Genomic DNA, 11,993 nt, shown 5'->3' on the forward strand with positions numbered 1-11,993 from the left:
TAACGTACCTGCACAACTACTGCGCGGGCTAATGGAATAAATGGGAGCGGCTATGGGTTGGGTGATTCTCGGACTGGTCGCCGCGGCGGCGCTCTATGCGGTCACGGTCTATAACGGGCTGGTCGCGATGCGGCAACGCGTGGGGCAGGCCTATGCGGATGTCGACGTGCAGCTAAAGCAGCGCCACGACCTGATCCCCAATCTGGTCGAGACGGTGCGGGGCTACGCCACCCATGAGCGCGAAACCTTCGATGCCGTGATCGCGGCGCGCAACGCGGCGCAGGGCGCCGGCGGCGTGCAGGCGCAGGCCGCCGCGGAGCAGCAGCTCGCCGGGGCCGTCGGCCGGCTGCTGGCCCTGGCGGAGGCCTATCCCGATCTCAAGGCGAGCGCCAATTTCCAGCAGCTCCAGACCGATCTCGGCAATGTCGAGGACAAGCTCGCCGCGGCGAGGCGCTTCTTCAACCTGGCGGTGGGCGAGTACAACGCCGCGATCCAGGCCTTCCCGGCCGTGCTCTTCGCCGCTCCGATGGGTTTCGCCCCGCGCGAGTTCTTCGATGTCGGCGAAACCGCGCGGATCCAGCTCGACAAGCCGCCCAGCGTCAAGTTCTGACGGCACCGGCCGGTGGCGTGACGGGAGCCGCAAGCGATGTTCGGCCAGGCTTTCGGTCTCTACAGCCATCAGCGCAACAACCGCATCCGCTCGCGCTTCCTGATCGCGGGGCTGTTCCTGCTGATCTATCTCTTCAGCTGGGGGCTGATCCTGATCGGCTACGGCGCGGCCGATGGCGGCGGCATCGCCGATGCGACATCGGCCTTCCTGCGCTGGCTGCCGCTCGTCACGCTGTTCGGTGCCGCCTGGGTCTATATCGGCTTCAAGATCAATGTCGGGCTGATCGGCAGCCTGACGGGGGCCAGATCGATCGAGAAGGCCGATGATCCCAGGCTCTACGCCATGCTCGAGAACCTCTGCATCTCGCGGGGAATGAGCGTTCCGCGGCTGGCGATCGTCGAGAGCGAGGCGCTGAACGCCTTCGCCTCGGGTGCCAATGACGCGCAGTTCACCATCACGGTCACGCGGGGCCTGCTGCAGCAGCTCGACGATGCGGAAACCGAGGCGGTGCTGGCGCATGAGCTGACGCATATCCGCAATGGCGATGTGCGGCTGATGATCGTCGCGGTGGTGATCGCCGGCGTGATCTCGCTGGTCGGCGAGATCATCTTCCGCGGCCTGTCGCGCAACAGCATCCGCGTCTCGAGCGACGACCGGAAGGGCGGCGGGCTGGCGATCCTGCTCGGATTCGCGATCATCGCGCTGTCCTGGCTGCTGGCGGTGCTGATCCGCCTGTCGCTGTCGCGCTCGCGCGAATATCTCGCCGATGCCGGGGCGGTGGAGCTGACCAAGAACCCCGACGCGATGATCTCGGCGCTGCTGAAGATCGCCGGCCGCGCCGATCTCGAGGATGTGCCCTCGGGGGTGATGGACATGTGCTTCGAGAATGATCCGGATGATTTCGCCGATCTGTTCTCCACCCATCCCTCGATCGCCAAGCGCGTGCAGGCGCTGGTCGAGACGGCGGGCGGGCGGATCCCGACGATGCCGCCCCACCCGCCCAAGATCGGCCAGCGCCAGCCGCTGCCGACGATGATGGAGGAGGCCGCCGCGCGCAGCGGGCGCGGCCCCTGGGAGAGCGGCGGGCCCTAATCCCGGGGCGGGCACCCCCGCCGCTTCCGCATTGACAAGCCAGCTTCATCGGTTGCATGACTTTTGGTCATGCAACCTTGGAGACGTGGCTGCGACGATCCTGAACCCGCGTTCGGAAAGCAATCTCGAGGGAGTCCATCCCGATCTCGTCAAACTGGTCCGCCGCGCCGCGGAGATCACCGCGGTGCCGTTCATCGTCATCGAAGGCGTGCGGACGCTGGCCCGGCAGCGACAGCTCGTGGCGAGCGGCGCCAGCCAGACGCTGAAATCGCGCCATGTCCCGGAGATGAACGCATGCGGCGTCGCCTGCGCAGTCGATCTCGCGGCGCTCATCGGCAAGACGGTGCGCTGGGACTGGCCGCTTTACGAGAGGCTGGCTGTGGCGGTGAAGCTCGCGGCCGGGGACGTCGCCATCCCGATCGAATGGGGCGGCGACTGGCCGCATTTCAAGGATGGTCCGCATTACCAGCTGCCCTGGCGCGACTATCCCTGAGCGGCCGCGTTCAGCGGCCGTTGCGGGCCCAATCCAGCGCCTCTTCCAGCCGGTCGTCGCCCCAGAACAGCTCGCCATCCTCGGTGACGAAGGTCGGCGCGCCGAAGATGCCGAGGGATTTCGCATATTCGGTCTCGGCCTTCAGCCGGCCCTTGACCTCCTCGCTGCGCGAGGCCGGGAAGGCGACCCCGGGATCGGCGCCCGCCTGTTTGAGCGCAGCACTCAGCACCGCCTCCTCGGCGATGTTCTTGCCTTCGCAGAACTGCGCGCGGAACAGCGCCTTGGAGAAGGCCGGCATCCAGCCCGCCTCGCGCCCGGCGAGGGCGAGCCGCGCCGCGATCAGCGAATTCTGCGGGAAGGTCTCAGGCCTGATGATGCTCAGGCCCTGGCGCCCCGCGCGGCGGGCGAGATCCCGCCACATATACCGCCCCTTATTGGGAAACAGGTTGAAGGGGGAGCTGGTCCAGCCCTGGGCGGCGAAGATCGGCCCGAGCAGGAAGGGGCGCCAGCGCAGGGTGACGCCCGCCTCCTCCGCGAGCTCTTCGATCCGCAAGGCGCTGAGGCAGGAGTAAGTCGAGGCGAACTCGTACCAAAAATCCAGAACTGGGCGATTCGGCATCAAGCCTCCGACTCGGTCTTCAAAGTTTCAAGTCGCGCCTCTCAACCTTCGGCTGCACCAGACGCGACTGCAAGAGCGGAAATGCATCGGCCGAGGAGCGGGAGCCCCCGTCAACACCGATTCATCACGACCAGACGCCAGATCGATCAGAAGGTTCCGATTGCGTCGTTCGATGCCGTGGGATAGTGCGCCATTGAGCCCAAATAACGGCCAGCCGAGGCCGGAGACGCGGGGTCGACAGGCCCCGATCAGCAGGACCAGCAGACATGACGGACACGCGCGTGAAGAAGGTCGTCCTCGCCTATTCCGGCGGGCTCGACACCTCGATCATCCTGAAATGGCTGCAGACCACCTATCAATGCGAGGTGGTGACCTTCACCGCCGATCTCGGCCAGGGCGAGGAGCTGGAGCCGGCCCGCCAGAAGGCGCTGCTGCTCGGCATCAAGCCGGAGAACATCTTCATCGAGGATCTCCGCGAGGAATTCGTGCGGGACTACGTCTTCCCGATGTTCCGCGCCAATGCCGCCTATGAAGGCGTCTATCTGCTCGGCACCTCGATCGCGCGGCCGCTGATCGGCAAGAAGCTGATCGAGATCGCCGAGAAGGTCGGGGCCGACGCGGTTTCGCATGGCGCCACCGGCAAGGGCAACGACCAGGTCCGCTTCGAGCTGACCGCCTATGCGCTGAAGCCGGACGTGCATGTGATCGCGCCCTGGCGGGAGTGGGATCTGCGCTCCCGCGAGCAGCTGATCGCCTTCGCCGAACAGCACCAGATCCCGATCGCCAAGGACAAGCGCGGCGAGGCGCCCTTCTCCACCGACGCCAACCTCCTGCACGTCTCCTCCGAGGGCAAGGTGCTGGAAGACCCGGCGCAGGAGGTCCCGGACTACGTCTTCTCCCGCACCGTCTCGCCGGAGGATGCGCCGGACAAGCCGACCTACATCACCATCGACTTCAACAAGGGCGACGCGGTCGCCGTCGACGGCGTTTCGCTGTCGCCGGCCAAGCTGCTGACGCGGCTGAACGAGCTCGGCCGCGACAACGGCATCGGCCGGCTGGATCTGGTCGAGAACCGTTTCGTCGGCATGAAGTCGCGGGGCATGTACGAGACCCCGGGCGGGACGATCCTGCACGCCGCCCACCGCGCCATCGAATCGATCACGCTCGACCGCGGCGCGGCCCATCTCAAGGACCAGCTGATGCCGCAATATGCGGAGCTGATCTATAATGGCTTCTGGTTCTCGCCCGAGCGCGAGATGCTGCAGGCGCTGATCGACAAGAGCCAGGAATTCGTCGCCGGGCAGGTGCGGCTCAAGCTCTACAAGGGCGGGGTGCATGTGGTCGGCCGGTCCAGCCCCTATTCGCTCTACGACCAGGATCTCGTGACCTTCGAGGAGGGCGCGGTGGCCTATGATCATCGCGACGCGGCCGGCTTCATCCGGCTGAACGCGCTGCGGCTGAGGACGCTGGGCCAGCGCAAGAAGAAGCTCGGGCTCTGACATCTGACGGGTCTGACCGATGGCGATGGCGGGGCACCCGCCGTCGCCGCACCGGGACCACCATAGCGTGCGAACATCCCGGGCGGTCGCGCGTTCAGCTCTCTCCTCCCGCAGAGAGTTCCCGATGATCCGCCACGCCAGCGCCGCCCTGCTTTCCGCCCTGCTCCTGACCGGGCAGGTTTTTGCTCAGACCGCAGGGCCGGTCTCCCCGACCCCGCCCGAAAAGACCGCCTCGCCCGAGATCGCCGCCTGCAAGACGGCGGCGCTGAAGACGATCTCGGCCAAGGAGCCGGAGATCAAGGACATCTATATCGACGAGGACGGCGCCTCGATCGCCACCTCCGACACCAAGGTCGAGGACACGCCGATCAAGCGCATCATCATGGGCGAAGCCTATCTGCGCACCGATCGTTCGGACAAGCCGCGGCGCTTCCTCTGCCTGATCGGCGAGGAAGGCAAGGTGCTGCTGACCTTCTTCACCGTGCGCTGAACCACGGCCTCAATGGCGCCGTGGCGGCGGAGCGCTCAGCTCCGCTCGGGCTCGTCGACGACCTCGGTCGCCGGCCGGTCGCGCCCGCTCGCCACCTCCTCGTGCCAGCGCCCGTCCCGGTCCTGGTACTGGATGCCGTCGGTCTCGCCCGCGACGGTCTGGCGGGCGGCGGCGTCGGACGCCGCGCTCAGCGCCGCGTCATGGCTGGGAAAGGTCTCGGAGAAGACGTCGCCGACCTTGTAGGCCCAGCCGCCATCATGCTCGACAACTTCGTATTTCACCGTGACCATGGTTCTCTCCTGTGCTGCGGAGAGAACCCCGTCCCGGTTTGGCGGTTCCGTCTGAGCCGGGCGCAAGCCCCGGCGCTCAGTCGCCGGCTGCGCTGTCCGCGGCGCGCAGACCTTCGAGCACCGGCATCGAGGTGATGTGGTAGCCGGCATCGACATGATGGATGTCGCCGGTCACCCCGCCGGCGAGGTCGGAGAGGTAATACAGGGCCGAGCCGCCGATCTCCTCCAGCGACACCGATTTGCGCAGCGGCGAATTGGCCCGCTGCCAGGAATACATCGCCCGCGCATCCGAGATGCCGGCGCCGGCCAGAGTCCGGACCGGCCCGGGCGAGAGCGCGTTGACCCGGATGCCGCGCGGCCCGAAATCGGCGGCGAGATAGCGCATGCTGGCTTCCAGAGCCGCCTTGGCGACGCCCATGACGTTGTAATTGGGCATGACCCGGATCGAGCCGCCATAGGTCAGCGTCAGCATGCTGCCGCCCTTGGGCATCCGCGCGGCGGCGCGCTTCGCCGCTTCTGTGAAGGAGAAGCAGGAGATCACCATTGTGCGCGTGAAATTCTCGCGGCTGGTGTCGGCATAGAGCCCCTTCAGCTCGTTCTTGTCGGAGAAGCCGATCGCGTGGACGAGAAAATCCAGCGTGTTGCGCCCGGGATCGCCACCCCAGGCCTCGTCGAGCGCCGCGAAGGTCGCGTCGACCGAGGCGATGTCCTCGACGTCGCAAGGCAGCACCAGTTTTGAGCCGATGCTGTCGGCCAGCGGCTTGACGCGCTTGCCGAGCGCCTCGCCCTGATAGGTGAAGGCCATTTCGGCCCCGTGAGCGCTCAGCGTGCGTGCAATGCCCCAGGCGATGGAATTCTGGTTGGCCACGCCCATGACGAGGCCGCGCTTGTTGTGCATGAGGGGGAGCATGAGGGCCTGTTCGGTTCTGGTTCAGGAGGCGGAGACGGCGGAGGGCAGGACGTTATGATGGAAATCCTCGTCCTTGAACAGGATCGGGATGGCGCCCGCCCGGCTCCACGTCAGAGGCCGGTCGGGGGCCGGCGCCCGCCGATCGCCGCGTCGGGACCTGACCCGTCGCGAGGCAGAGCGTAGCCGCCTCTTCGCCTTACCGCGAGGCTCGGCCTGCGGCGCCCCGCCATCCTCGCCCCGGAAGGCGCTCGGACTCGCGGCGAGCAAGCGTCGGACGCGCCGTCAGGCCTCGAGCTTCTTCATCACGATGGTGGCGTTGGTGCCGCCGAAGCCGAAGGAGTTGGAGAGCACGCAGCCCAGGCCGGCATTGTCAATGCGCTTGCGCACGATCGGCATGTCGGCGAAAGCCGGGTCCAGCTCCTCGATATGCGCGCTCTCGCAGATGAAGTCGTGGTTCAGCATCAGGAGCGAGTAGATCGCCTCCTGGACGCCGGTGGCGCCGAGCGAATGGCCGGTGAGGGATTTCGTGGCGGAGATCGGCGGGCTCTTCTCGCCGGCGCCGAAGACCTCGCGGATCGCCTCGATCTCCTTGGCGTCGCCGACCGGGGTCGAGGTGCCGTGGGGGTTGATGTAGTCGACCTTGGCGTTGACGCCCTGCAGGGCCATGCGCATGCAGCGCACCGCGCCCTCGCCCGACGGCGCGACCATGTCGTAGCCGTCCGAGGTGGCGCCGTAGCCGACGATCTCGCCATAGATCTTGGCGCCGCGAGCCCGGGCATGCTCCAGCTCCTCCAGCACCACGACGCCGGCGCCGCCGGCGATGACGAAGCCGTCGCGGTTGACGTCATAGGCGCGCGAGGCCTTGGCCGGCGTGTCGTTGAAATTGGACGACATGGCGCCCATCGCGTCGAACAGCACGGAGAGCGTCCAGTCCAGCTCCTCGCAGCCGCCGGCGAAGACGACGTCCTGCTTGCCCCATTGGATCAGCTCATAGGCGTTGCCGATGCAGTGATTCGAGGTCGCGCAGGCGGAGCTGATCGAATAGTTCACGCCCTTGATCTTGAACCAGGTGGCCAATGTCGCCGAGGCGGTCGAGGACATGCCCTTCGGCACCGCGAAGGGGCCGACCTTCTTGGAGGAGCCGCTTTCGCAAGCCTTGTCATAGGCGTCGATCAGGGCGCGGGTGGAGGGCCCGCCGGAGCCCATGACGATGCCCGTGCGCTCATGGCTGATCTCGCTCGTCTCGAGGCCCGAATCGGCGATCGCCTGTTCCATGGCGACCTGGTTCCAGGCCGAGCCGCCGCCGTGGAAGCGCATGGCGCGGCGGTCGAGAACCGTCGCGGGATCGAGCGAGGGAGCCCCGCCGACACGGCTGCGGAAGCCATGCTCCGCGAAATCCGGCATGAAGGCGATGCCGGATCTGGCGTCCCTGAGGGAGGCCAGCACGTCCTGCGTATTGTTGCCGATGGACGAGACGATGCCCATCCCGGTGACCACCACGCGTCTCATGCTTCTCACTCCGGCTGCTCTCGCACGTCACGGCCCGATGGCGGGCCGGCGCGCTCCCTGTGCTTCCGCGCAAATGGACCGCGCGGCGGATGGGCGCAAGGCTGCGCCCCGTTTTTCCTCAGGCAGCGTCCGGCTTGAACAGGCCGACCCGCATGTCGCTGGTGGTGTAGATGCGCTTGCCGTCCGCCTCCAGCCAGCCATCGGCGATGCCGAGCACCAGCTTCGACTTGAAGACCCGCTTGAACTCGACGCCGTAGACGACCTGCTTGACGCTCGGCAGCACCTGATCGGCGAATTTCACCTCGCCGACGCCGAGCGCACGGCCCCGGCCGGGCAGGCCCAGCCAGCCCAGGAAGAAACCGGTCAGCTGCCAGAGCGCATCGAGGCCGAGGCAGCCCGGCATCACCGGATCGCCCTTGAAGTGACAATCGAAGAACCAGAGATCGGGGCGGACGTCGAGCTCGGCCCGGACGAAGCCCTTGCCATGGGGGCCGCCGGTCTCGGAAATCTCGGTGATGCGGTCGAACATCAGCATCGGCGGTAGCGGCAATTGTGCATTGCCGGGGCCGAAAAGCTCGCCACGGCCGCAGCTGAGGATGTCCTCGTAGCTGAAGGAGGATTGCCGCTCCATACGCTTGTCGCTCCGTATCCTGGGCCCGCACCGCGCGGTTCATGCACCATCCGGGCGTGCCTAACACAGCCGCGCGCGTCAACGGAAGCTGCAAAGCCGCGGCCGCGACGCAGAGCCCGGGGCCGGCCTTGCCCCCGCCCGCCGGTGCCAGACGCTTGCGAGGGCCGGGCCGAGGCCTTACATCTGCGGCAGTCAGGCCGCGGATGCGGCCCGCCCCGGCGCAGCGCATCGAGCCTCGGGCGCACTGCAGAAAGAGGCCGTTGTCAGCATGAGCGATCTGATTCCCCAGGACCAGGGCTACGGATCGACCGTCAGGCAGGGCTGCCCCTTCAACGACGTGCGCCAGCGGCTGCGCCGCGTGAAATTGCGGCCGACCCGCCAGCGCGTCTCGCTGGGCTGGCTGCTCTTCGCCAAGGGCGACCGCCATGTCAGCGCCGAAATGCTCTATGAAGAGGCGATGAAGGCGCGCGTGCCGGTCTCGCTGGCGACGGTCTACAACACGCTGCACCAGTTCACCCAGGCCGGGCTGCTGCGCGAACTGGCGATCGATGGCGCCAAGACCTATTTCGACACCGACAACAGCGAGCATCACCATTTCGTGGTCGATGGCGAGAACACGGTCATCGACATCCCGGCCGCCGCCGTGGACGTGGCCGAGCTGCCCGAGCCCCCGGAGGGCTACGAGATCGCCCGGGTCGACGTCGTCGTCAGGCTGCGCAAGATCTCCGCCTGATCTCCGGCCCGCGCCGGCGGGCGGCCCCGCCTGCCCCCGGCTATTTCACGCTCTCATTGGGGTAGACGCCCCAGAGGCGCTCCTGCCGGACATAGCCCTCGACCTTGCCGATGCCGACGCGGCACCAGGCGTTGCCGCAGCTCTCGACATTGGCGATGACGCCGGGCTGCAGCTGGGCCACCACGGCGGAGGTCTCGCTGGCGTCGGCGCGCAGCATGAAGGTCTCGTCCTTGGCCTTGGACCAGGGCGCGACCAGAGCCGTGCGCCGGCCGGACAACAGGCTGTGCAGCACCCAGCCCTCGGCGCCGTCGGCGTCGCGCACGCGGCGCCAGGTCTCGAATTCCGCGACGATCTCGACCGGCATGCCGGCGCGCTGGAAGACCCAGCGCGTGCGATGCTCCTTGGACGGCCCCTCGCGCAGATTCACCCGGTCGGATTTCAGGCTGACATAGCGCGGCACCGGCAGGCCGGTCACCGAGCCCGGCTGCATGTCCTGCGCCTGCGCCGCCCGGCCGCCTCCCAGCATCGCGAGACATCCCGCAGCAACGATCCAGCGCATCGACAGGCCAGCCATCCGGTTCAACTCCTCCTGCGGGCTTCGCCGGGATCGCCCCCCGGCGAAGGGTCATGTTGTCATCCGCGCCCGCGCCACTTAGACAACGCTGAGGCACGCATTCGACGCCCTCATTCCTGTAGCGCCTGGGTTAATGACGGGTTGAGGCTGAAAGGCGGCGAAGCGCGCGCCGGGGGACAAGGAGCCGCCAATGCCGAAGAAGAAGCCGCTGGTCGTGGTCACGCGCAAGCTGCCGGCCATCGTCGAGACGCGGATGCGCGAGCTGTTCGACGCGCAGCTCAACATCGACGACGTGCCGATGAGCCAGGCGGCGCTGGTGGAGGCCGTGAAGACGGCCGATGTGCTGGTGCCGACCGTGACCGACCGGATCGACGCGGCGCTGATCGCGCAGGCCGGCGACCAGCTCCGGCTGATCGCCAATTTCGGCAATGGCGTCGACAATATCGACGTGGCCAGCGCCGTGCAGCGCGGCATCACCGTGACCAATACCCCGGGCGTTTTGACCGACGACACCGCCGACATGACGATCGCGCTGATCCTGGCCGTGGCGCGCCGCGTCGTGGAAGGCGCCCGCGTGATCCCGGACGATGAATGGAGCGGCTGGTCGCCGACCTGGATGCTGGGCCGCCGCATCACCGGCAAGCGCCTCGGCATCGTCGGCATGGGCCGCATCGGCCAGGCCGTCGCCAGGCGCGCCGCCGCCTTCGGCCTGTCGATCCATTACCATAACCGCCGGCGCGTCGACGCCCGCACCGAGGAGGCGCTGGACGCGACCTATTGGGATTCGCTCGACCAGATGCTGGCGCGCATGGACATCGTCTCGGTGAACTGCCCGCACACCCCGGCCACCTATCACCTGCTCTCCGCGCGCCGGCTGAAGCTGATGAAGCCGGATGCGATCCTGGTGAACACCGCCCGCGGCGAGGTGGTTGACGAGACCGCGCTGGCGCGGATGCTGGAGGCGGGCGAGCTGGCGGGAGCGGGGCTCGACGTGTTCGAGAGCGAGCCCGCGGTCAATCCGCGCCTGCTCAAGCTCGCGCGCAATCACCGCATCGTCGTGCTGCCGCATATGGGCTCGGCGACGCATGAGGGCCGCGCCGACATGGGCGAGAAGGTCATCGTCAACATCAAGACCTTCATGGACGGGCACAAGCCGCCGGACCGCGTGCTGCCCAGCATGCTCTGAGCCGAAGAGCCGTCGCCAAGGCGGCGCGCGACGAGGCCTGGGCCTCGCGCGCCCCCCGCGCTCTCAGCCGGCGCGCTGCGTGTCGAACTGGCCGGTCTTGCGGAAGCGCCAGAGATAGGACGGCACCACGGCCTCGACCGAGGTCGGGGCGATCCCGATGCCCTCGAAACTGCGGCCCTCGGCCTTGGCGGCTTCGGAGACGATGTTGTCGCTTTCGAGCAGCGTGACCTGGTCGCGCGTCAGCCGGAAGGCGGATGGCATCAGCCCGAGGGTGAGGAGATCGACGATCTCGAAGATGCGGGCCTGGAGCCGGGCGACCGGAAAGGGCAAAGTGACCAGCGGCCGGTTGCGGCCGGTGACCTCGCAGATATAGGCGAGCAGGTCGCGGAAGCTCTTCACCTCCGGCCCGCCGAGCTCATAGACCGTCCCCGGCTTCAACTTGCCCTCGACGGCGCGGGTCGCCGCCTCGGCGAGGTCGCCGACGAAGACCGGCTGGAAGCGGGTCTGCCCGCCGCCGATCAGCGGCAGCACCGGCAGCATCCGGGCCAGCGCCGCGAAGCGGTTGAAGAAATCATCCTCCGGGCCGAAGACGATCGAGGGTCGCAGGATCACGGCGCCGGGCACCGCCGCCAGCACCGCCTGCTCGCCTTCCGCCTTGCTGCGGGCATAGGCGGAGCGGGAATCGGCGGCGGCGCCGATCGCGGAGACATGCACCAGCCGCGTGACGCCGAGCGCCGCGGCCGCCTCGGCGATGGCACGGGCGCCGCGGGCCTGGACGCTCTGGAAATTCTGGCGCCCGCTTTCTTGCAGGATGCCGACCAGATTGATCACCGCATGCGAGCCCTTGACCGCGGCCGCGACCGAATCGGGGAAACGCAGATTGGCCTGTACGGCGTGGATCTGGCCGACCGTACCCAGCGGCTGCAGGAAGCCCGCCAGATCCGGCCGCCGCACCGCGACCCTGACGCGATAGCCGCGCTTCACCAGCGCGCGGACGACATGCCGGCCGACGAAGCCGGAACCACCGAAGACGGTGACGAGCTGCTGGCTGGGAAGGGACAGTTCATTCGCCATGGGGCTGGCCTCGCGCGGTGACGTGATCAGCACGCTCCTAGAGCATTTCGCCCGAGGCTGGAAGGCGCCGCGCGCCGGCGATCGGCACGAGCGCCGCATGGCGCGCGCAGCTTCGTGCACGAGGCGGGATCTCCCTCCCCTCGAGCCGACCCAGAGCTCCGATACGCCCCCTCTGACCCTCGTTTCGCGGCGCGGCGGCGCGGCCTTTTTGCACAGTCCGGACAAATCGACAGCCGGCTTCAACAATTCCTGCGGAAGCCGTTGACAGGCGTCCGCCCCCCCC

The 11,993-nt window shown here is 67.8% G+C and carries 14 protein-coding genes; 7 read left to right on the plus strand and 7 right to left on the minus strand.

Annotated elements, in window-relative coordinates:
• Positions 1 to 52 precede the first annotated feature (52 nt).
• The 3 genes from ASG72_RS02425 to ASG72_RS02435 all read left to right on the plus strand — a co-directional run bounded on the left by ASG72_RS02425 (position 53) and on the right by ASG72_RS02435 (position 2,195).
• Entirely contained in the window at positions 53 to 610 is a 558-nt protein-coding gene (locus ASG72_RS02425; RefSeq protein WP_082540011.1) for a LemA family protein, read from the plus strand.
• A 36-nt stretch (positions 611 to 646) separates the two neighbouring features.
• Positions 647 to 1,702, plus strand: coding sequence for a M48 family metallopeptidase (locus tag ASG72_RS02430; protein ID WP_056708450.1), 1,056 nt, complete (start codon positions 647 to 649; stop codon positions 1,700 to 1,702).
• 85 nt (positions 1,703 to 1,787) lie between these two features.
• The gene (locus tag ASG72_RS02435) at positions 1,788 to 2,195 is read left to right on the plus strand and encodes a M15 family metallopeptidase (RefSeq protein ID WP_056708452.1); all 408 of its coding nucleotides are present in this window, start codon (positions 1,788 to 1,790) and stop codon (positions 2,193 to 2,195) included.
• A gap of 10 nt (positions 2,196 to 2,205) precedes the next feature.
• On the opposite strand, the gene ASG72_RS02440 is transcribed toward ASG72_RS02435, so the two are convergent.
• A complete protein-coding gene (locus ASG72_RS02440; protein ID WP_056708455.1) occupies positions 2,206 to 2,814 on the minus strand; it encodes a 2-hydroxychromene-2-carboxylate isomerase in 609 nt (202 codons plus the stop codon).
• A gap of 266 nt (positions 2,815 to 3,080) precedes the next feature.
• Between ASG72_RS02440 and ASG72_RS02445 the strand changes: the two genes are divergently transcribed.
• Together ASG72_RS02445 and ASG72_RS02450 are read left to right on the plus strand one after the other, a co-directional pair.
• On the plus strand, positions 3,081 to 4,313 hold the full coding sequence (locus ASG72_RS02445) for an argininosuccinate synthase (RefSeq protein ID WP_056708459.1): 1,233 nt from the start codon (positions 3,081 to 3,083) through the stop codon (positions 4,311 to 4,313).
• A 124-nt stretch (positions 4,314 to 4,437) separates the two neighbouring features.
• Positions 4,438 to 4,803 (plus strand): hypothetical protein, encoded by a 366-nt coding sequence (locus ASG72_RS02450; protein WP_056708463.1) that lies wholly within the window; start codon positions 4,438 to 4,440, stop codon positions 4,801 to 4,803.
• Between the two features lie 35 nt (positions 4,804 to 4,838).
• On the opposite strand, the gene ASG72_RS02455 is transcribed toward ASG72_RS02450, so the two are convergent.
• The 4 genes from ASG72_RS02455 to fabA form a co-directional block, all read right to left on the minus strand.
• Positions 4,839 to 5,093, minus strand: coding sequence for a DUF2188 domain-containing protein (locus tag ASG72_RS02455; protein ID WP_056708467.1), 255 nt, complete (start codon positions 5,091 to 5,093; stop codon positions 4,839 to 4,841).
• Between the two features lie 76 nt (positions 5,094 to 5,169).
• Positions 5,170 to 6,003, minus strand: coding sequence for an enoyl-ACP reductase FabI (gene fabI, locus ASG72_RS02460; protein ID WP_056708470.1), 834 nt, complete (start codon positions 6,001 to 6,003; stop codon positions 5,170 to 5,172).
• A gap of 282 nt (positions 6,004 to 6,285) precedes the next feature.
• Positions 6,286 to 7,512 (minus strand): beta-ketoacyl-ACP synthase I, encoded by a 1,227-nt coding sequence (gene fabB / locus ASG72_RS02465; protein WP_056708473.1) that lies wholly within the window; start codon positions 7,510 to 7,512, stop codon positions 6,286 to 6,288.
• 118 nt (positions 7,513 to 7,630) lie between these two features.
• On the minus strand, positions 7,631 to 8,143 hold the full coding sequence (gene fabA, locus ASG72_RS02470; RefSeq protein WP_056708476.1) for a 3-hydroxyacyl-[acyl-carrier-protein] dehydratase FabA: 513 nt from the start codon (positions 8,141 to 8,143) through the stop codon (positions 7,631 to 7,633).
• 268 nt (positions 8,144 to 8,411) lie between these two features.
• On the opposite strand from fabA, the gene irr reads away from it, so the two are divergent.
• Positions 8,412 to 8,876: a Fur family transcriptional regulator Irr gene (gene irr / locus ASG72_RS02475; protein WP_056708481.1), complete on the plus strand. Its 465-nt coding sequence runs from the start codon at positions 8,412 to 8,414 to the stop codon at positions 8,874 to 8,876.
• A 40-nt stretch (positions 8,877 to 8,916) separates the two neighbouring features.
• On the opposite strand, the gene ASG72_RS02480 is transcribed toward irr, so the two are convergent.
• The gene (locus ASG72_RS02480) at positions 8,917 to 9,402 is read right to left on the minus strand and encodes an SH3 domain-containing protein (RefSeq protein WP_244488665.1); all 486 of its coding nucleotides are present in this window, start codon (positions 9,400 to 9,402) and stop codon (positions 8,917 to 8,919) included.
• 238 nt (positions 9,403 to 9,640) lie between these two features.
• Here ASG72_RS02480 and ASG72_RS02485 point away from each other — a divergent pair, with 238 nt between their 5' ends.
• Complete coding sequence (locus ASG72_RS02485) at positions 9,641 to 10,636, plus strand: D-glycerate dehydrogenase (protein ID WP_056708488.1); 996 nt, start codon at positions 9,641 to 9,643, stop codon at positions 10,634 to 10,636.
• A 63-nt stretch (positions 10,637 to 10,699) separates the two neighbouring features.
• Here the strand turns inward: ASG72_RS02485 and ASG72_RS02490 are convergent, their stop codons facing one another.
• A complete protein-coding gene (locus ASG72_RS02490; RefSeq protein WP_056708492.1) occupies positions 10,700 to 11,710 on the minus strand; it encodes a complex I NDUFA9 subunit family protein in 1,011 nt (336 codons plus the stop codon).
• Positions 11,711 to 11,993 lie beyond the last annotated feature (283 nt).

The sequence above is a fragment of the Allobosea sp. Leaf344 genome (assembly GCF_001426225.1).
Lineage (GTDB): Bacteria > Pseudomonadota > Alphaproteobacteria > Rhizobiales > Beijerinckiaceae > Allobosea.

Bases quoted from the DNA above. Each gene is read 5' to 3' on its own strand.
- ASG72_RS02425 (WP_082540011.1), top strand. From the start codon at position 53: ATGGGTTGGGTGATTCTCGGACTGGTCGCCGCGGCGGCGCTCTATGCG.
- ASG72_RS02430 (WP_056708450.1), top strand. From the start codon at position 647: ATGTTCGGCCAGGCTTTCGGTCTCTACAGCCATCAGCGCAACAACCGC.
- ASG72_RS02440 (WP_056708455.1), bottom strand. From the start codon at position 2,814: ATGCCGAATCGCCCAGTTCTGGATTTTTGGTACGAGTTCGCCTCGACT.
- ASG72_RS02445 (WP_056708459.1), top strand. From the start codon at position 3,081: ATGACGGACACGCGCGTGAAGAAGGTCGTCCTCGCCTATTCCGGCGGG.
- ASG72_RS02450 (WP_056708463.1), top strand. From the start codon at position 4,438: ATGATCCGCCACGCCAGCGCCGCCCTGCTTTCCGCCCTGCTCCTGACC.
- ASG72_RS02455 (WP_056708467.1), bottom strand. From the start codon at position 5,093: ATGGTCACGGTGAAATACGAAGTTGTCGAGCATGATGGCGGCTGGGCC.
- fabI (WP_056708470.1), bottom strand. From the start codon at position 6,003: ATGCTCCCCCTCATGCACAACAAGCGCGGCCTCGTCATGGGCGTGGCC.
- fabB (WP_056708473.1), bottom strand. From the start codon at position 7,512: ATGAGACGCGTGGTGGTCACCGGGATGGGCATCGTCTCGTCCATCGGC.
- fabA (WP_056708476.1), bottom strand. From the start codon at position 8,143: ATGGAGCGGCAATCCTCCTTCAGCTACGAGGACATCCTCAGCTGCGGC.
- irr (WP_056708481.1), top strand. From the start codon at position 8,412: ATGAGCGATCTGATTCCCCAGGACCAGGGCTACGGATCGACCGTCAGG.
- ASG72_RS02480 (WP_244488665.1), bottom strand. From the start codon at position 9,402: ATGCTGGGAGGCGGCCGGGCGGCGCAGGCGCAGGACATGCAGCCGGGC.
- ASG72_RS02485 (WP_056708488.1), top strand. From the start codon at position 9,641: ATGCCGAAGAAGAAGCCGCTGGTCGTGGTCACGCGCAAGCTGCCGGCC.
- ASG72_RS02490 (WP_056708492.1), bottom strand. From the start codon at position 11,710: ATGGCGAATGAACTGTCCCTTCCCAGCCAGCAGCTCGTCACCGTCTTC.